An 18,546-nucleotide genomic window follows, 5' to 3' on the forward strand; every position below is an offset into this window, starting at 1 on the left:
TACGCCGCGTTAAAAAATCCCATAAACCAACGCAACACAATGCATACCCTTTCAGTATGTCTCCGTATTCATTCACATTGCGTGACTGAGGAGCTTCATTGAGGAAGTCAGTTTCTATGAAAAACGTTAAAGTCAGCCTGGCCTGGCAGATCTTGCTAGCCCTTGTGCTGGGCATCTTACTGGGCAGTTACCTCCACTATCACAGCGACAGCCGCGAATGGCTGATTGCCAACCTGCTCTCTCCGGCAGGGGATATCTTTATTCATCTGATCAAGATGATTGTGGTACCGATTGTGATCTCGACGCTGGTGGTCGGTATTGCGGGCGTTGGCGATGCAAAACAGTTAGGCCGCATCGGGGCGAAAACCATTATCTATTTCGAAGTGATCACTACGGTCGCGATCGTTCTCGGTATCACCATGGCGAACGTGTTCCAGCCAGGTTCCGGGATCGATATGTCGCAACTGGCAACGGTGGATATTTCGAAATACCAAAGCACAACCGCTGACGTGCAAAGCCATGCGCACGGCCTGATGGGGACGATCCTGTCGCTGGTGCCGACCAATATTGTGGCGTCGATGGCGAAGGGCGAGATGTTGCCTATCATCTTCTTCTCCGTGCTGTTTGGTCTGGGACTCTCCTCGCTGCCGGCGACGCACCGTGAACCGCTGGTAACGGTGTTCCGCTCTATCTCCGAAACCATGTTTAAAGTGACCCACATGGTGATGCGTTACGCGCCGGTCGGGGTGTTTGCGCTTATTGCCGTCACCGTGGCGAACTTCGGTTTTGCCTCCCTGTGGCCGCTGGCGAAGCTGGTGATCCTGGTGCATTTCGCCATCCTGTTCTTTGCGCTGGTGGTGCTGGGGATTGTGGCGCGTCTGTGCGGGCTGAGCATCTGGATCCTGATCCGTATCCTCAAAGATGAGCTGATTCTGGCCTACTCCACGGCAAGCTCAGAGAGCGTGCTGCCGCGCATTATTGAGAAGATGGAGGCCTATGGTGCGCCGGCCTCGATTACCAGCTTCGTGGTGCCTACCGGTTACTCGTTTAATCTGGACGGTTCGACGCTGTACCAGAGTATCGCCGCTATCTTTATTGCGCAGCTGTACGGCATTGACCTGTCGCTGTGGCAGGAGATCGTGCTGGTGCTGACGCTGATGGTTACCTCAAAAGGTATCGCGGGCGTGCCGGGCGTCTCCTTCGTGGTGCTGCTGGCGACGCTGGGCAGCGTCGGCATTCCGCTGGAAGGTCTGGCGTTTATCGCCGGTGTGGACCGTATCCTCGACATGGCGCGTACGGCGCTGAACGTGGTGGGTAATGCGCTGGCGGTGCTGGTGATCGCCAAGTGGGAACACAAATTCGATCGTAAAAAAGCGCTGGCGTATGAACGCGAGGTGCTGGGTCGTTTTGATAAGACGGCCGATCGGTAAGGTAAAAAGCCCGGTGGCGCTGCGCTTACCGGGCCTACGGGGTTTGTAGGCCGGGTAAGGCGAAGCCGCCACCCGGCAGATTATTCCCCGCTCAACGCATCAAACTCTTCGCACCCCGTATCAAACCCTTCAGTACAGCTCAGGTTCAACCAGTACAGTGCTTTCTGTTTATTGGGTGTGATAAAGCCTTTCTCCCCCTGTCTGAACAACATCCCTGCCCAGTACTCGGCGTAGCCCGTACGCGAAAGGGCTGAACTCCGCTTGAACCACGAGGCGGCCTTCACGTCATCCTGTGCCACCTCTACGCCGTTGGCATAAATTAGCCCCAGCAGCAGTTGCGCATCGACCGCCGAGTCGTTGTCGATATCTTCGGTGGCCGTCTGCAGCAGTTTGATGGCCTGGGGATAGTCCGTTTTACCTGCCTGAGTATTCACCAGAATGCGCGCCAGCATGATCGCGCCGCGTTTGCTGCCAGCAATGTTCGCCTGTTGGGCCAGGGCTTTGGCCTGCGCGTAATTACCCTGCGTAAAGAGGATTTGCGAGAGCAACCCCATGGCGTCGACATCGCCGCCTTTCGCGGCTTTCTCGGCCCACAGCGCAGCCTGCTTGCTGTCGCCGGAGCTGAAGTACGTATCGGCAAGATAATACTGGGCACGGGCATCGCCGGCTTCTGCCTGTTTCTGGTACTGGCTGCCTATCTCATCCGCGCGGGCGAAGGACGTTAAAAACACTAACAACAGAAAAATGGGTTTCATGGATGCTTATCATCTGGGTACACGCCGCGCAGTATAATCGCGGGCGCAAAAGAAAAGAATGGGTGCATTAAGACCTCAGCATCCTGCAAGCCGGGCGGAACCGTTGTTCCGCCCGTAGAGGTTAGCCTGCGTTGCAGGCTAATTTTGCCGCCACCTCCTGATGCTCACTCTTTATTGAAAACTCGCAGAGCTTACCGCGAGTAATAAAGGTAAAGATCACTATCGTCAGGCAGATAATAAAAACGATGCCTAACGCAGTTTTTAATGGCGTCATGCCTTTTACTCCTTGTCAAAAAAAGAATAAGAGGCTACTCTCAACTTGTTGGTAGTTGAGGGAGAGTAGCCTCGGGTAAATGAAAATTTCCCGGGGCTTTCTACTTTCTGTCCCTCACTAATGCTCAAGACAGAAAGTCTTAAGCACCCGTCGCACATCTTATCTCCCTGAATTAAAATGCAAAGATGTAATTCTATTCGGCGTAAATTACATTATTTCTGCGAGCTACTTTCCAGAATAATAATCGATATTTTTAATGAATTAAGCGGAAATAAAAAGGGAGCGAATATTTCACTCCCTTTATTCAACGTTCAATTAACGGCTTCAACCCATTGCGCTTTCGCGTAGTCGGGCTTTCAGCTTGTTATATTCGTCAATCACATACTGTTCAGCCGCGTGTTGATCCGCAATCGGCTCCACGCGAACGGCGCAGTATTTATACTCCGGCGTTTTGGTTATCGGGCTGAGGTTTTCCGTCACCAGCTCGTTACAGGCACCAATCCACCACTGGTAGGTCATGTAAACCGCCCCTTTGTTGGGTCGGTCGCTGACCTGTGCCCGGGTGATGATCCGCCCTTTGCGCGAGTTCATCCACACCAGCGCGTTGTCCTCGATACCAAGGCGTTCCGCGTCGGCGGTGTTGATTTGCGCATAACCCGGCTCATCCGCCAGCGCCGCCAGCGCGGCGCAGTTGCCGGTCATCGAACGGCAGGAGTAGTGACCCACTTCACGCACGGTGGAGAGCACCATCGGATACTCATCGGTGAGTTTATCGATCGGTGCAACCCAGTCGCAGGTGAAGAATTGCGCCAGCCCGTTCGGGGTGTCGAATTTCTCTTTAAAGAGATACGACGTCCCCTGGTCGGAGGCTGACTCATCGCGGCATGGCCACTGGATGTACCCCAGCTCACCCATTTTTTCATAGGTCGCGCCGGTGAAATCCGGGCAGAGATGACGCAACTCGTCCCAGATCTCCTGGGTGTTGTTGTAGTGCATCGGGTAACCCATGCGGGTGGCGATTTCGCTGATAATCTGCCAGTCCGTTTTCAGATCCCACTTCGGTTCGACCGCTTTAAAGAAGCGCTGGAATCCGCGGTCTGCCGCCGTGTAGACACCTTCATGCTCGCCCCAGGAGGTTGACGGTAAAATCACATCCGCCGCCGCCGCGGTTTTGGTCATAAAGATATCCTGGACAATCACCAGCTCCAGATCCTCAAACCCTTTGCGTACCGCAGAGAGCTCGGCATCGGTCTGGAGAGGATCTTCACCCATGATATAGGCCGCACGCACTTCGCCATGCGCCGCCCGGTGCGGCAGCTCGCTGATGCGGTATCCGGTGTGCTCAGGCAAACTTTCCACGCCCCAGGCCTTCGCGAATTTGGCGCGGTTTTCCGGGAATTTCACGTACTGATAGCCCGGATAGGTATCCGGCAGCGCCCCCATATCGCAGGCGCCCTGGACGTTATTCTGTCCACGTACCGGGTTCACGCCAACATGCGCTTTGCCAAGATTGCCAGTGAGCATGGCGAGGCTGGTCAGGGAACGCACGGTTTCCACACCCTGGTAGAACTGGGTCACGCCCATACCCCACAGAATGGCGGCGGTTTTCGCCCCGGCATACATTCTTGCCGCCTGGCGGATTTCTTGCGCGCTGACGCCGGTTATCGCTTCGACCGATTCTGGCGTATAGCCTTCGACAATTTTCCGATACTCTTCAAAGCCTTCTGTACGGGTCGCAACAAACGCCTGGTCGTACAGATTCTCCTCAATAATGACGTGCCCCATGGCGTTTAACAGCGCGATGTTCGAGCCGTTTTTCAACGCAATGTGCATATCCGCAATGCGCGCGGTTTCAATTTTGCGCGGATCGCAGACGATGATTTTCGCCCCATTCTGTTTCGCGCGGATAACATGGTTCGCGACGATAGGGTGAGAATCCGCCGGGTTATAGCCGAAAATAAACACCAGATCGGTGTTATCTATCTCGTTGATCGCATTACTCATTGCGCCGTTACCGACCGACTGGTGCAGACCTGCAACCGATGGGCCGTGTCAGACGCGAGCGCAGCAGTCGACGTTATTGGTACCAATAACGGCGCGCGCGAATTTTTGCATCACATAGTTAGTTTCATTCCCCGTTCCGCGTGAGGAGCCGGTGGTCTGAATCGCATCCGGACCATACTTGGCCTTGATGGCGCTCAGGCGGGTGGCAACGTAGTCCAGCGCCTCATTCCACGAGACGGCTTCCAGCTTGCCGCCGCGCTCGCGGCGGATCATGGGGGTTTTCAGGCGCGGGGTGAGGATCTGGGTATCGTTAATAAAATCCCAGCCGTAGTAACCTTTCAGGCAGAGCGTGCCCTGGTTGGTTTTCCCCTGTGCGGCCTCCGCCCGGACGATTTTGCCGTTATCGACCACCAGGTGGATCTTGCAACCTGAGGCACAATAAGGGCAAACCGTGACGACTTTTTTCATCAGTCTGCTCCAGTTAATCGAATCATTCGCACCCACTATGCAGCTTCTATGCCATGTTTTTATTGTGGGTATACCCAGACTTTACGGCCTGCTGGTGATGAAAACGCTGACCAGAAACAGCGAATCGTCAAAATTGACGTGTCGACAGAGCAGCGGATGTGACATGGGTTGAATTTCCGTCACTGAAAAAACCATTTGACTGGAGCCGACGGCAGAATAGTTCAGACTTAACATAATCTCCTGACGGAAGCATACGATGAAACCGGCGATTCTGGTGGTTGATGACGATACGGCAGTCTGTGAACTGCTTCAGGATGTACTCAGCGAACACGTCTTTAGCGTGCTGGTCTGCCATAACGGCCAGGATGCACTGCGCCAGGTGCAGCAGGAGCCGAATATCGCGCTTGTCCTGCTGGACATGATGTTGCCGGATATCAACGGCCTGCAGGTTCTGCTGCAGCTGCAAAAGCAGCGTCCGGCGCTGCCGGTTGTGATGTTAACCGGACTGGGCAGTGAGTCAGATGTGGTGGTGGGGCTGGAGATGGGGGCCGATGATTATATTGGCAAACCGTTTAACCCGCGTGTGGTGGTCGCCCGGGTGAAAGCGGTGCTGCGCCGTACGGGCGTGCTGGCGGCAGAACCCCCCGCGGCGCCCGTCGCGGGGATTACCTTTAATGGCTGGACGCTCGACACCACCCGCTGTGAGCTCAGCGATCCGCAGCGTAATACCGTGCCCTTAACCCAGGGCGAGTACGGCCTGCTGCTGGCCCTTACGCAAAATGCCCGTCGGGTACTGAGCCGCGATCGGCTGCTTGAGCTGACCCACAGCGAAAGTGCTGACGTGTTCGATCGCACGATCGACGTGTTGATCATGCGCCTGCGCCGGAAGATCGAGGTTAACCCGCACCAGCCCGCCCTGATCAAAACCATTCGTGGGTTGGGTTACGTGTTTGCCAGCGATGTGTCCCATAGCGAGAAAGCAGCCTAACGATGCTCTTTGATAAACAGCTGCAGCTCGGCCAGCGTTTTCGCACCGTCAATGGCGTTCGCGGCCAGCAGGCTGGCCCGCGCGCAGGCATGCGCCAGATAAATACTCTCCGTCAGCGGCAGCGATTCATGGCAGCCATATAAAAAGCCCGCGCAAAAGGCATCGCCCGCGCCGACGCTGCCGATGATTTCTTCCTGTTCCAGCATCCAGGAGGGGATCCAGCGTCCTTTTTCACCCGGCGCTTCTCCCCATGCGCCTTCCGGGCAGTGGATGACCACCCGCTGGCGAACGCCCGCTGCCAGCAGCTGCGCGGCGGCTTCGGCGATATGGGCAATATGCGGGGCGTCGTTTTCGTCACGCATTGTCAGGCCGCTAAACTCGCCGGCTTCCAGTTCGTTAATCACCAGATAATCCAGATGGCGCAGGGCAGGGAGCACCAGCGGCTGATAGCGCGGGTCGCCCTTGCGGGAGACCAGGTCAAGCGAGGTTTCATACCCCTGGTCGCGCATTTGCGCCAGCAGCCGCGCGCTGCGGGTGCCAAATTCGTCATCCGGCATATCCAGGCTGTCGAGAAGCAAAAGATAGCCGAGATGGAAAATTTTCATCGATCCGTCAAGACGGTCGAAGGCAGGCAGATCCAGCAGGCGGTTGGCTCCTGGGGAGTGGAAAAAGGTGCGTTGTCCGCTGGGATCGGTCATCACCTGCGACATGGAGGTCGGGGCAAAGGTGGTGCGCTGCACGCGCTGGCGGTTGACGTGATACTGGTCGAGCATCGCCAGAATGTAGTCTCCGTCGCTGTCTTCGCCAATCAGGCCCACCGCCTGCAGCCGCAGACCTACGTGCATTTTTGCCAGCGTCAGCAGGACGTTCAGCGGCGCACCGCCGGTGGAACGTTCGCTGTGGGTGATTTCCGCCAGCCAGCCGCGCTCCGGCCATTGCACGATCTGGTGGACGTGGTCCACCAGCATATTGCCTGCGGCGATGATGCCCTTACGTTCCATTATGCCTGCCCCGCGCTGCCGAAGATGCGCATCTGTTCGGCGACCGTATCGGTAATCGCCTCTTCTATACTCAGCAGCAGCTCGGCAAACTCATCGTACAGCGGCTGACGGTTGGCCATGCGCTGAGCCACGGCGGCGAGCGCGGCCTGCGACATGCCGGTGTAAAAATTGATTTTATGAATACCCAACTCGATGGCGCGACGAAAATCGGCATCGCTAATGCCGGAGCCGCCGTGCAGCACCAGCGGCAGCCCCGTCTGCTGGCGAATGGCGTCCAGGCGCGGGAAATCGAGTTTCGGCTCGCCCCTGTATTTGCCGTGCGCGTTGCCAATAGCGACCGCCAGTGCGTCAATGCCGGTTGAATCGACAAATTCCCGTGCCCGCTGTGGGTCGGTAAAGCAGGCTTCATCCGCATGCCCGTAAAGTGCACCGCCTTCATCGCCACCGACTGCGCCAAGCTCAGCCTCCACCGAGACGCCCACCGCATGGCACATCTTCACCACTTCCCGCGTCTGGCGGATGTTTTCCTCATAGCTCAGCGTTGAGCCATCGAACATCACGGAGCTGAACCCTAAGCGCAGGGCGCGCACGACGGCGTCAAAATGCAGGCCGTGGTCGAGGTTGAGCACCACGGGAATATCATGGCGAGCGGCCTCGAACTTAACCGCTTCGACAAGCGAATCCAGCGAGACGTACTTAAAGTGCACTTCGGCGATGTTGATGATAAAAGGCGAGCGTTCCTGCTTTGCGGCGGCGAACAGCGCGCGCAGAAAATGGGAGTCGAGCACGTTAAACGCGCCCAGCGCATAGTGGTGCTGTCTGGCGTGGGCAAGACCGTCGGCAAGCGAAATCAGTGGCATCATTTACCCCTTATATCCGAAACAGGTTGTACTCGTTGCACAGCACCAGCACCGCCGGTTCGTCTTCTTCAATATTGTTATAGCGGGCAACGGGCTGTAAAAAGTGGTTGTCGTGTTCATCGTCATTGACCGATGACACTTCCCCGACCAGCACGTCGCCGAAGCCGCGCTCGCCCCAGAAACTGTGGTAAAGACCGGGTGTCAGGCAGATGCTCTCCCCTGGGGTGAGGCGCAACTGGCTGCCGGGCGCGTGGGTCTGGCGGCAACCGTCGACGATGACCGTCACGTCGGTGTTTTCCGTCTCTTCATGCGCGCCGGCGTTCCACAATTCCACGATCAGATTGCCGCCGCCCCGGTTGATGATGTCTTCGCGTTTACGCCAGTGAAAATGCATCGGCGTGACCTGGCCGTCGCGCACGTGCATGATTTTTTCGGCATAGCTTTTTTCATAGGGCATGCCGTTCGGTGAGCCGTTGCGCAGGGTAAACAGCGTGAGCCCCTGTGCGGCAAAGTTGTTGCCACCGAACGCCGTCACGTCCCAGCCGAGCTTAAGGTCAAACACTTCCCGCCAGACGGCGCGATCGAGCTGTTGCCATTTCGTGGGCGGAAAGCTGGCAAACGGTGGGAGGTGTACGTCGTGCATGGAGAAGAACTGTCGCGTGTGGCCGAGGATTTCATTGATGTCGGAGCGTTTCATGGGGACTCCTTCGATTATGTGCAAAACGTACCCCTCACCCCAGCCCTCTCCCCAAAGGGGAGAGGGTGTAATCGTTCCCTCTCCCCTCCGGGGAGAGGGTTAGGGTGAGGGGGGGTTATTTAACCGTCCATCCCTTATACGAGCCGACGTTCTTTTTATCGATCATCGTCACCGGGATCAGCACAGGCGCTTTCGGCGCAGGTTTGCCCTGTAGTATGTCATAGCCGATCTCCACCGCTTTTGCCGCCATCACCTGCGGATCTTGCGCCGGGGTCGCGACAAACAGGGAGTTTTCCCGCTTCAGGGCTTCTTCACCGTCCGGGCTGCCATCCACACCGACGATAAAGAACTCGTTGCGCTGCGCCTGTTTTGCCGCCAGATCGGCACCGATCGCGGTGGGATCGTTAATAGCGAAGACGCCGTCGATCTTCGGATTCGCCGCGAGCAGGGAGGTCATGACTTCCAGGCCGCCTTCGCGACTGCCTTTGGCGTTCTGGTTATCCGAGAGCACCTTGATATCCGGATGCTTTTTGAACTCTGTCTGGCAACCTTCCACGCGGTTTTGCACCGCAGAGACCGGTGGCCCGTTGATGATCACCACGTTGCCTTTGCCGTTCAGGCGGTCAGTAATGTACTTACAGGCCATTTCACCCGCCTGGGTGTTATCGGAGGTGATCGTCGCATCGGCCCCTTCCGCTGCGACGTCAACCGCAACGACCACGATCCCGGCGTCTTTCGCGCGTTTCACCGCCGGGCCGATCCCTTTGGAATCCGCGGCGTTAAGGATGATCATGTCCACTTTGGCGGCAATAAAGTTGTCGATCTGCGCCACCTGCTGGCCCAGATCGTACCCGCTGGAGACCAGCGTGACTTTGACGTTATCGCCCGCCAGCTTGCGCGCTTCCAGCTCGGCACCTTTCGTGATCTGCACGAAGAACGGGTTAGCCAGGTCGCCCACCGTCACGCCGATGGATTTCAGATCTTTCGCCTGCGCAAACGGCGTTGCGGCAAGCAGCGCGCCAGCACAGAGCGCGGTCACTAACGGTTTCAAACGCATCTTGTCTTCCTCACACGTAGGGTATTGTTGTTATGCACTTTGATGGTGTCGGGTACGGTATTTGTCGATCAGCACCGCAATGATGATCACCGCCCCTTTGATCACCAGTTGCCAGAAGTAGGAGACGCCCATCAGCGTCATGCCGTTGTTGAGCGTGGCGATGATCAATGCACCAACCAGCGTGCCGGTGATCGTGCCGATCCCGCCGACGAAGCTGGTCCCGCCGAGGATCACGGCGGCAATGGCATCCAGCTCGTAGCCCATGCCCAGGTTGCCGTTGGCGCTATAGAGGCGCGACGCACTCATCACGCCGCCTAATCCGGAGAGCAGGCCGCTCATGCCATACACGAACAGCAGCACCAGCCAGACCTTAATGCCCGTTAAGCGCGCCGCCTGCATGTTGCCGCCCACGGCATAGATGTGCACGCCGAGCGTGGTGCGGCGCAGGATAAACCAGCACACCACAATCACCGCCAGGGCGATCACCACCAGCCACGGCACGGGGCCGAGGTAGTTATTACCTATCCACTCAAAGTTGATGTTTGAGTTAATGACGGTCGTGCCGTCGGCCAGCAGATACGCCGCCCCGCGCAGTGCTGTATAGGTGCCAAGCGTGACGATAAACGGCGGTAGCCCGGCAAAGGCCACCAGCGCGCCGTTGAACAGGCCCAGCACCATGCCAAGCATCAGCGCGGCGGGAATAGACAGCCCGGCGAATTCCGGGATCAGCGACACCACCATCGCGGCCACCGCCGTGGTGCCCAGAATCGAGCCCACGGAGAGGTCAATCCCGCCGGTTAAAATAATGAAGGTCATGCCTGCCGCCAGCACGATGTTGATCGACGCCTGACGGGTAATGTTGAGCAGGTTGCTTTCCGTGAAGAAGTTAGGCGCGATAACGCCAAACACTGCGACGATCAGGATGAGAATCGGTAAGATGCCGACCGTTTGCATCAGATCGCTCATCAGCAATTTTTTGGCGGAGGCCGATTTCGCCACCTGCTGCGGATGGGTAGGAGTTGTCATAGTGATACCGCCTGATGATGAGTGTCGTTCACGCCGGTTGCCAGCGTCATGATGTTTTCCTGAGAGATGTCGTGCCCGTGGAGCTCGCCCGCAATGCTGCCTTCGCGCATCACGTACACCCGGTCGCTCATCCCCACCACTTCCGGCAGCTCGCTGGAGATCATCAAAATGGCCACGCCCTTGCGCGCCATCTGGTTCATGATGCGGTAGATCTCACTTTTTGCACCGACGTCCACGCCGCGCGTCGGTTCGTCCAGAATCAAAATACGCGGGCCAATGGCCACCCAGCGGGAGATGAGCAGTTTTTGCTGGTTACCGCCCGACAGCCCACCCGCGCGTACCTGAGAATGGGGCACGCGGATGTTCAGCAGGGCAATGGCGTCATCGGAGATGGACTGCGCTTTCTTGCGGTTAAGCATGCCGAAGGTGGCATCGCGCTCCAGCGTCGCCATGGTGATGTTCTCCTGCGCCGCTAGCTCCAGAAACAGCCCCTGCTCCTTGCGGTTCTCGGTAAGAAAACCGATGCCGTTTTCGATGGCTGCGCGTGGGGAGTGGATCACCACCGGCTCGCCGTCGACCTCAATCATGCCCCCCGTGGCTTTACGCACGCCGAAGATCAGCTGCGCCAGCTCGGAGCGTCCGGCACCGACAAGACCCGCCAGGCCGACAATTTCCCCGGAACGCACCTGCAGGCTACAGGGCTGGACTTTTTTACCGTCAGTGAGGTGGTGCACGTTGAGACGTGGGCTGCCGAGCGGGATATCCCGCTCTTTGTTGAACAGATCGCTTAACGGGCGGCCTACCATCATCTTCACCAGCTCGGAGGCGTTCAGCTTGTCGCGCGTCAGGCTGCCGACGTACTGCCCGTCGCGCAGCACGCTGACGCGGTCAGAGAGCTCATACACTTCCGCCATGCGGTGACTGATATAGATGATCGCCATTCCTTCATCGCGCAGACGCAAAATCAGTTCAAACAGGCGATGGGTTTCGCGCGAGGAGAGGGCTGCGGTGGGTTCATCCATCACCAGAATGCGGCTGTTGCGGTGCAGCGCGCGGGCGATTTCCACCTGCTGCTGCTCGGCGATGGTCAGCTTCATCACCCGATCGGTGGCGCTGAACTGGGCGCCCAGACGATCGATGACCGCCTGGGCCTGGGCGGCCATCTCTTTGCGCTGGACCATCCCGCCGCGCGACAGCTCGCTGCCAAGGAAGATATTCTCGGCGACGGTCAGATTCGGCGCGAGCTGCATCTCCTGATAAATCAGGGTAATACCGGCGGCCAGCGCATCTTTCGGCCCTTTAATGTGAAACGGCTGACCGTCGATCAGGATCTCACCACCGGTGGCGGTGTACGCCCCGGCGAGGATTTTCATCAGCGTGCTTTTTCCTGCGCCGTTTTCACCCATCAGCGCGTGGATCTCACCGGGAAAGACCGTCAAATCCACACCCTTGAGCGCGTGAAAATTGCCAAACGTTTTGGCAATGCGGCGCATCTCCAGTACCGGCGTTCTGCTCATGGCGGATCTCCTGTGAATGTTGATATCTGCACTTCATCACAGGTGCGTAAATGCAAAATGTCAGAAGCTGTTCATATTTGTCATAGTTATGAATAGCTAATCGCCATCACATTTCTCTTTTCCCTCTCCCCGTGGGAGAGGGCCAGGGTGAGGGCACCAAACCGCAGAGGAGTCCAAACCCATGCCATCACGCCCCCCGTTCTTCGCCAGTGCCCGCGGTCGTCTGCTGATTTTCAATCTGCTGGTGGTCGCCGTGACGCTGATGGTGAGTGGCGTGGCGGTGCTCGGTTTCCGGCATGCCAGCCAGATTCAGGAGCAGGTGCAGCAGCAAACGCTGGATGACATGACCGGCAGCATGAACCTCGCCCGTGATACCGCCAGCGTGGCGACGGCGGCGGTACGGCTCTCGCAGGTGGTGGGTGCGCTGGAATATAAAGGCGAAGCCGAGCGGCTGAAGCAGACGCAAATGGCGCTTCGCCGCTCGCTGGAACAGCTGGCGAAAGCCCCTTTAGCGCAGCAAGAGCCGGGGCTGGTGGCGCGTATTATTCAACGAAGCAATGAATTACAGCAGAGCGTGACGGGCATGCTCGAGCGCGGACAGCGACGCCATCTGCAACGTAACGCGCTCCTCAGTTCGCTTTATCAAAGCCAGAGCTATTTACGCCACCTGCAGGACATTAACCGGCGATTTGGCAGCAATGTACCGGATGCGCAGCAGCTCGCGGAAATGGACAGGCTGATTATCGCCGCCATCGATACCCCCTCGCCGCGCGCCACGATACAGCAGCTGGACGCCGTCACCGCGACCCTGCCGCGACGCGCAACGCAGCCTGTCGTGAACGTTGTGCTGCCCGATTTCAACGACGAGCTGCGCAGGCTCGCCCCGCTGTCGACGCAGCTGGAAGAGAGCGATCTGGCGATCAACTGGTATATGTTTCACATCAAGGCGCTGGTGGCGATCCTCAACAGCGACATCAATCAGTACGTAGAACAGGTCGCGCAGGCCTCCCGGCTTCGCACGGCCCAGAGCCATCATGAACTGCAATCCATCAGCGTGTTTATTAGCATCTTCGCCGTGCTGGCGTTGATCATCACCGGGTGCGCCTGCTGGTATATCTACCGCAATCTGGCCTCCAACCTGACGGCGATTTCCCGGGCGATGTCGCGTCTGGCTCACGGCGAACAGGATGTCTCCGTCCCCGCCCTGCAGCGGCGCGATGAGCTGGGAGAGCTGGCGCGTGCGTTCAACGTTTTTGCCCGCAACACCGCCTCGCTTGAGCACACCACGCGTCTGCTGAAAGAGAAAACTACCCAGATGGAGATCGACCGCATTGAGCGTCAGGGGCTGGAGGAGGCGCTGCTGCACAGTCAGAAAATGAAAGCCGTTGGACAGCTGACGGGCGGGCTGGCGCATGATTTTAACAACCTGCTGGCGGTGATCATCGGCAGCCTTGAACTCACCGATCCTGACGCAAAAGACGCGCCGCGCATCACCCGAGCGCTGAAGGCTGCCGAGCGTGGCGCCCTGCTGACGCAGCGCCTGCTGGCGTTCTCCCGTAAGCAATCCCTGACGCCACATGCGGTTGAGATGCGCCCGCTGCTGGAGAACCTCAAAGAGCTGATGCGCCACTCTTTGCCTGCCACCCTGACGCTGGAGATTGAAGCGCAATCCCCGGCGTGGCCCGCATGGATAGACGTCAGCCAGCTGGAAAACGCCATCATCAACCTGGTGATGAACGCCCGCGATGCGATGGAAGGGCAAAGCGGGGTGATTAAAATCCGCACCTGGAATCAGCGCGTCACCCGCAGCGACGGACGCCGGCAGGATATGGTGGCGCTGGAGGTCATTGACCGCGGCTGCGGCATGTCGCAGGAGGTGAAATCCCGGGTGTTTGAACCGTTTTTCACCACCAAACAGACCGGGAGCGGAAGCGGGCTAGGCCTGTCGATGGTCTACGGTTTTGTGCGTCAGTCGGGCGGTCGCGTGGAGATCGAGAGCGCACCGGGGCAGGGGACGACCGTGCGGCTTCACCTTCCGCGCTCGACGCTGCCCGTGGTACCTGAAGATGAAACCCTCTCAGCCACCGCCTCCGTCGATAACGAGCGGCTGGTGCTGGTGCTGGAAGATGAGGCCGATGTGCGCCAGACCCTGTGCGAACAGCTGCATCAGCTGGGCTATCTGACGCTCGAAGCAGACAACGGCGAGCAGGCGCTGAGCATGCTGGCGGCGTCAGAAGATATTGGCATGTTTATCAGCGATCTGATGTTGCCCGGAAGCCTGAGCGGGGCCGAGGTGATTAACCATGTGCGCAGCCACTATCCGCAGCTTCCGGTGCTGCTGATCAGCGGGCAGGATTTACGGCCCACGCATAATCCTCAGCTGCCGGATGTTCAGCTACTGCGTAAGCCGTTTACCCAGGCGCAGCTGGCGCAGGCGCTGCGGAAGGTGATGGTAATTTGAGATTCCTCCGCTACCCCCACACCCTGCTGTTCATTACCTTAAGGCCAGTTCACCTGCGAGTCTGGCCTTATGAAACGTTACTCTACCGCTCTGTTATTTGGTCTGCTGTCACTCACCAGCCAACTGGCGCATGCCGATATCGTCGATGATGCTATTGGCAACATTCAACAGGCAATCAACGACGCCTATAACCCCAGCAGCAGCCGCAGCAACGATGATGACGATCGTTATGACGATAACCGTCGCATGGATAGCCGTCAGTATGACGACCGCCGTCGGCAGCTTGAAGACAGACGCCGTCGTTTAGACGAGCGTCAGCGCCAGCTGGATGACGACAGACGCCGTCTGGAAGAGGATGAGCGCAGGTTAGAAGACGATTACGATCGCGGCTAAGTGCGGCCTGTTGCCCTCACCCCAACCCTCTCCCACGGGAGAGGGAGAAAATCTAATCCAGCACCAACACCATCCCGTCATACCCCGCTTCTATGCCCTGCGGCAGCGGGTTATTCATCATCCACACGTCAAACTGATGGCTGATATGCGTCAGGATCACCTGCGGGCAGCCAATCACTTCGTTTAACGCAATCACCGTATTTAAGTCGCAATGGTTTCGCGGCGTCTCGTCGCGCGGTTCGTGGCTACAGTCGATAATCATGGTCTGCGGCTGATTGTTAAGCAGGAACTTCACCGTTTTTTCCGGCAGCCCGGCGGTGTCGGACAGCCAGGCCACGCGGCTGTGGGCCGATTCAAGCAGATAGCCAAAGGTTAGTTTCGAATGGTTGAGCGGCAGCGGCGTGGCCCGCAGGCCCTGAAGTTCAAACATCACAAACGGCTCAACCGTGTGGCTGAAGTCCAGAATCCCCGGGTGTTTAAACAGATCGTCACACCCGGCTTCATCCGGCGGACCGTAAACCGGGATTGTCGCGCCAACGCCCCAGCGCAGCGGGAATAACCCCTGAACGTGATCCATATGGTAATGGGTCAGCAAAAACTGCTGAAAGCTGCCTGCCGGCCAGTCATCCATGAGGTGCGCAATACCGGCATCCAGCAGGGTGACGGCATCGTTGAATTTGACCACCGCGCTGCACGGGCGACGGCGATAGTTGTCCTGCAGGCGTGCCCGGCGACATGCCGCGCAGTCGCAGCCAAAGACCGGCACGAGTTGCGCGCTTCCGGTTCCTGTTAACGTGATCGTCAGACTCATAACGCACCTCTACAGCATTTTGGTGAATCGAAAATGGCTCTGCGTATACCCTTCACGAACATAAAAACGGTGCGCGTCGGTGCGCTTCACGCTGGTGGAGAGTTCGGTCAACTCTGCGCCAGCCTGCCGTGCCACCTCTTCAGCCCAGGCGAGCAGCTGACTGCCCACCTTCAGCCCGCGCGCCTGCGGCATGACGACCAGCTCCTGGATCTCGCCGATCCAGCGGGCGTGATGGAGGTGAAACTGCATGTGCAGACCGATCATGCCGATGACCTGACCGTTCATCTCGGCAAGCTGGTAGCGCATGTTGTGATCCTGCAGATTGGCAAGATAGCCCGCGTGAAACGCCTGGTGATCAAACTCGGCCTGTTTCAGTTCGCAGATTAACGCGTAGACGATTTGCGCATCGTCGGCGGTGGCGGGGCGAAGCGTACAGTCAGGCATGCTGTCTCTCCTTCTGACGGATAAGCGATAAAAAGGTATCGACTGACTGTAGCAAACTTCCGTCATTGTTGAGGATATGACAGTCCGATGGGGTATAGCGCGCCGCACGCGCCAGACGCTGCGCGATCTCTTTTTCGCTTTCGCGTCCACGGCTTTGCAGCCGGCTGCGCAGCACCTCCGGTGAAACCTGCAGACAGATCGGCAGCAGCGCCGAGGCATAACGTGCGCGGGCCTGGGCCAGATGAGCACGCGAACCGTTGACCAGCACGTCGAACCCCGCATGCAGCCACAGGTCGATCTCAATGCCGATCCCGTAGTAGTAGCCGTTGGCGTGCCAGCTCAGCGCCAGCAGATTTTGCCCGGCGCGGGTGAAAAACTCCTGTTCGCTCAGGGCGATATGATTTTCACTTCCGGCGTTGGCCGCGCGGGTAATGTAGCGGTGCGCCACCAGCAGCTGCGGGTGTTCCCGTTGCCGCAGGGCGGACAGCAGGCTGTCCTTACCGGAGCCGGACGGCCCCATTAACCAGATGAGTCTTCCCATCAGAACACCCTTTTTCCCTGACGCCAGACGTGGTCGATATGGATGTGCTCGCCCTTGCGGTGGGCCAGCACCAGATCCGCGCGTTTACCCTCGGCGATCTCGCCGCGATCCTGAAGACCGAGCGCGCTGGCCGGGTTTTTCGTCACCAGGCGAATTGCCTGCGGTAGCGTAAAGCCGTTGCCCTCGTCGTCTGCTACCCGGAATGCCGCATCCAGCAGGCTGGCGGGATAATAGTCGGACGAGAGGATATCCAGCAGGCCAAGAGTGGCGAGCTTGCTTGCCGCGACGTTGCCGGAATGCGAGCCGCCGCGCACGATATTTGGCGCGCCCATCAGGACGTTCATGCCGTGCTTGCGGGAGGCTTCAGCCGCTTCAAACGTGGTGGGAAATTCGGCGATCACGCTACCCAGTTGGTGGGATTCAAGAACGTGATCGTGCGTGGCGTCGTCATGGCTGGCCAGCGCGATGTTGCGCTCCCGGCACATTGCCGCAATGGAGAGACGGTTCGGCTGTGACCAGAGCGCCGCAAGCGCCAGTTGCTCTTCTTCGTAGCGGGCCATCTCCACGTCGTTGAGAGAATATTTGCCCTGATAGTATTCGCGATACTTCTCAATATTGGCGAACTGGCGCTGCCCCGGCGAGTGATCCATCAGGGAAACCAGCGACACCGGCTCGCGGCCGACCAGCTTTTCAAACAGCGGCAGGGTCGTGTGGTGTGGCAGTTCGCAGCGCAGATGCAGGCGATGCTCGGCGCGGTTGAGGCCGCGTTTTTGTGTCTCTTCCACGGCGTTGATCATCTTCTCCAGGTTTTCCAGGCGATCGCCACCGTCGCGGACGTCGCCAATCGCCACCGCGTCCAGCACGGTGGTAATGCCGCTGGCGACCATCAGCGCGTCGTGGCTGCTCATGGCCGAATGCGCGGGCCAGTCCACCTTCGGACGCGGGGTGAAAAATTTGTCCAGATTATCGGTATGCAGCTCAATCAGCCCCGGCAGCAGCCAGCCGCCTTCACCGTCCATCGCCTCGGGTGAGCGGCTCTGGGTTTCGGCAAACGCGCGGATGACGCCATCCTGCACCTCAATCGATCCACCAACGACTTCATTTTCCAGCACCAGCCTGACGTTATTGATAATCATGCGTTTGTCCCCATCGGGTGCAGTCTGTCGGCAACGCGGGTGCGGACGCTTTCGTCGTGGAAGATCCCGACGATCGCCGCTCCGCGGGATTTAGCCTGCTCGATCAGCTCGACGACGGCTGCGCAGTTTTTAGCGTCGAGCGAGGCGGTGGGTTCATCCAGAAGCAATATCGGGTAGTCGACGATAAAGCCGCGGGCGATGTTGACGCGCTGCTGCTCACCGCCGGAAAAGGTTGACGGGGCAAGGTGCCACAGGCGCTCGGGCACATTGAGGCGCGTCAGCAGGCTGGTCGCTTTGGCAGCACAGGTTTCACGCGGTACGCCGAGATCCAGCAGCGGCTGCATGACCACGTCCAGGGCGGAGATCCGCGGGATCACCCGAAGGAACTGGCTCACCCAGCCGATCGTCGAGCGGCGCACCTCCAGCACCTGCCGCGCGGGGGCCTGCACCAGGTCGATCCATTCATCATTGTGGCGAACATGGATATGGCCTTCGTCGGGCAGATAGTTGGCATACAGGGAGCGCAGCAGGGTGGATTTTCCGCTGCCGGAATGGCCGTGCAGCACCACGCATTCGCCGCGATTAACCTCCAGAGAGGCATTTTGCAGCACCGGCAGGCGCACGCCGTTTTGCTGGTGGAGCACAAAGGTCTTACTTACGTTTTGTACGTGGATCATGTTGGC

18 protein-coding genes are annotated in these 18,546 nt (G+C 58.4%); 4 read left to right on the top strand and 14 right to left on the bottom strand.

What is annotated here, in order from left to right:
• Positions 1-116 precede the first annotated feature (116 nt).
• A complete protein-coding gene (gltP, locus tag C1N69_RS01645) occupies positions 117-1,430 on the top strand; it encodes a glutamate/aspartate:proton symporter GltP (RefSeq protein ID WP_045285544.1) in 1,314 nt (437 codons plus the stop codon).
• A gap of 80 nt (positions 1,431-1,510) precedes the next feature.
• Here gltP and C1N69_RS01655 read toward each other — a convergent pair whose 3' ends face one another.
• The 3 genes from C1N69_RS01655 to fdhF all read right to left on the bottom strand — a co-directional run bounded on the left by C1N69_RS01655 (position 1,511) and on the right by fdhF (position 4,931).
• Complete coding sequence (locus C1N69_RS01655) at positions 1,511-2,185, bottom strand: tetratricopeptide repeat protein (RefSeq protein ID WP_104556496.1); 675 nt, start codon at positions 2,183-2,185, stop codon at positions 1,511-1,513.
• A 121-nt stretch (positions 2,186-2,306) separates the two neighbouring features.
• Complete coding sequence (locus C1N69_RS01660; RefSeq protein ID WP_023299102.1) at positions 2,307-2,459, bottom strand: Hok/Gef family protein; 153 nt, start codon at positions 2,457-2,459, stop codon at positions 2,307-2,309.
• 324 nt (positions 2,460-2,783) lie between these two features.
• Positions 2,784-4,931, bottom strand: coding sequence for a formate dehydrogenase subunit alpha (fdhF, locus tag C1N69_RS01665; protein ID WP_155030561.1), 2,148 nt, complete (start codon positions 4,929-4,931; stop codon positions 2,784-2,786).
• A 256-nt stretch (positions 4,932-5,187) separates the two neighbouring features.
• Here fdhF and C1N69_RS01670 point away from each other — a divergent pair, with 256 nt between their 5' ends.
• A complete protein-coding gene (locus C1N69_RS01670; RefSeq protein WP_047957556.1) occupies positions 5,188-5,919 on the top strand; it encodes a response regulator in 732 nt (243 codons plus the stop codon).
• Here the strand turns inward: C1N69_RS01670 and C1N69_RS01675 are convergent.
• The 6 genes from C1N69_RS01675 to C1N69_RS01700 form a co-directional block, all read right to left on the bottom strand.
• Positions 5,916-6,920 (bottom strand): carbohydrate kinase family protein, encoded by a 1,005-nt coding sequence (locus C1N69_RS01675; protein WP_155030562.1) that lies wholly within the window; start codon positions 6,918-6,920, stop codon positions 5,916-5,918. The two genes, C1N69_RS01670 and C1N69_RS01675, sit on opposite strands and share 4 nt — an antisense overlap.
• A complete protein-coding gene (locus C1N69_RS01680; RefSeq protein ID WP_059386364.1) occupies positions 6,920-7,780 on the bottom strand; it encodes a ketose 1,6-bisphosphate aldolase in 861 nt (286 codons plus the stop codon). The genes C1N69_RS01675 and C1N69_RS01680 overlap by 1 nt, the downstream gene beginning before the upstream one ends.
• A 10-nt stretch (positions 7,781-7,790) precedes the next feature.
• Positions 7,791-8,477 carry a D-lyxose/D-mannose isomerase gene (locus tag C1N69_RS01685; protein ID WP_155030563.1) on the bottom strand — a complete coding sequence of 229 codons (687 nt, stop codon included), beginning with the start codon at positions 8,475-8,477 and terminating at the stop codon, positions 7,791-7,793.
• Positions 8,478-8,592: 115 nt separating this feature from the next.
• Complete coding sequence (locus C1N69_RS01690; RefSeq protein WP_025757875.1) at positions 8,593-9,534, bottom strand: ABC transporter substrate-binding protein; 942 nt, start codon at positions 9,532-9,534, stop codon at positions 8,593-8,595.
• Positions 9,535-9,564: 30 nt separating this feature from the next.
• The gene (locus C1N69_RS01695) at positions 9,565-10,560 is read right to left on the bottom strand and encodes an ABC transporter permease subunit (protein ID WP_059386366.1); all 996 of its coding nucleotides are present in this window, start codon (positions 10,558-10,560) and stop codon (positions 9,565-9,567) included.
• The gene (locus C1N69_RS01700; protein WP_025757878.1) at positions 10,557-12,077 is read right to left on the bottom strand and encodes a sugar ABC transporter ATP-binding protein; all 1,521 of its coding nucleotides are present in this window, start codon (positions 12,075-12,077) and stop codon (positions 10,557-10,559) included. Before C1N69_RS01700 ends, C1N69_RS01695 begins: the two co-directional genes overlap by 4 nt.
• A 181-nt stretch (positions 12,078-12,258) precedes the next feature.
• Between C1N69_RS01700 and C1N69_RS01705 the strand changes: the two genes are divergently transcribed.
• Both C1N69_RS01705 and yjdP read left to right on the top strand, forming a co-directional pair.
• Entirely contained in the window at positions 12,259-14,538 is a 2,280-nt protein-coding gene (locus C1N69_RS01705) for a hybrid sensor histidine kinase/response regulator (RefSeq protein WP_155030564.1), read from the top strand.
• A gap of 69 nt (positions 14,539-14,607) precedes the next feature.
• Complete coding sequence (gene yjdP, locus C1N69_RS01710) at positions 14,608-14,931, top strand: DDRRRQL repeat protein YjdP (RefSeq protein ID WP_021242926.1); 324 nt, start codon at positions 14,608-14,610, stop codon at positions 14,929-14,931.
• Between the two features lie 52 nt (positions 14,932-14,983).
• On the opposite strand, the gene phnP is transcribed toward yjdP, so the two are convergent.
• Genes phnP through phnL form a run of 5 tightly spaced genes read right to left on the bottom strand, consistent with a single transcriptional unit; the run spans position 14,984 to position 18,540 of the window.
• Positions 14,984-15,742 (bottom strand): phosphonate metabolism protein PhnP, encoded by a 759-nt coding sequence (gene phnP, locus C1N69_RS01715; RefSeq protein WP_155030565.1) that lies wholly within the window; start codon positions 15,740-15,742, stop codon positions 14,984-14,986.
• Positions 15,743-15,751: 9 nt separating this feature from the next.
• The gene (phnO, locus tag C1N69_RS01720; protein ID WP_155030566.1) at positions 15,752-16,186 is read right to left on the bottom strand and encodes an aminoalkylphosphonate N-acetyltransferase; all 435 of its coding nucleotides are present in this window, start codon (positions 16,184-16,186) and stop codon (positions 15,752-15,754) included.
• Positions 16,179-16,730 (bottom strand): ribose 1,5-bisphosphokinase, encoded by a 552-nt coding sequence (phnN, locus tag C1N69_RS01725; RefSeq protein WP_155030567.1) that lies wholly within the window; start codon positions 16,728-16,730, stop codon positions 16,179-16,181. The genes phnO and phnN overlap by 8 nt, the downstream gene beginning before the upstream one ends.
• Entirely contained in the window at positions 16,727-17,863 is a 1,137-nt protein-coding gene (phnM, locus tag C1N69_RS01730) for an alpha-D-ribose 1-methylphosphonate 5-triphosphate diphosphatase (RefSeq protein ID WP_155030568.1), read from the bottom strand. The genes phnN and phnM overlap by 4 nt, the downstream gene beginning before the upstream one ends.
• Positions 17,860-18,540, bottom strand: coding sequence for a phosphonate C-P lyase system protein PhnL (phnL, locus tag C1N69_RS01735; RefSeq protein ID WP_059386373.1), 681 nt, complete (start codon positions 18,538-18,540; stop codon positions 17,860-17,862). Before phnL ends, phnM begins: the two co-directional genes overlap by 4 nt.
• Positions 18,541-18,546: the final 6 nt, after the last annotated feature.

Origin of the sequence: Enterobacter sichuanensis, from assembly GCF_009036245.1 — a bacterium.
GTDB classification, from domain to species: Bacteria; Pseudomonadota; Gammaproteobacteria; order Enterobacterales; family Enterobacteriaceae; genus Enterobacter; species Enterobacter sichuanensis.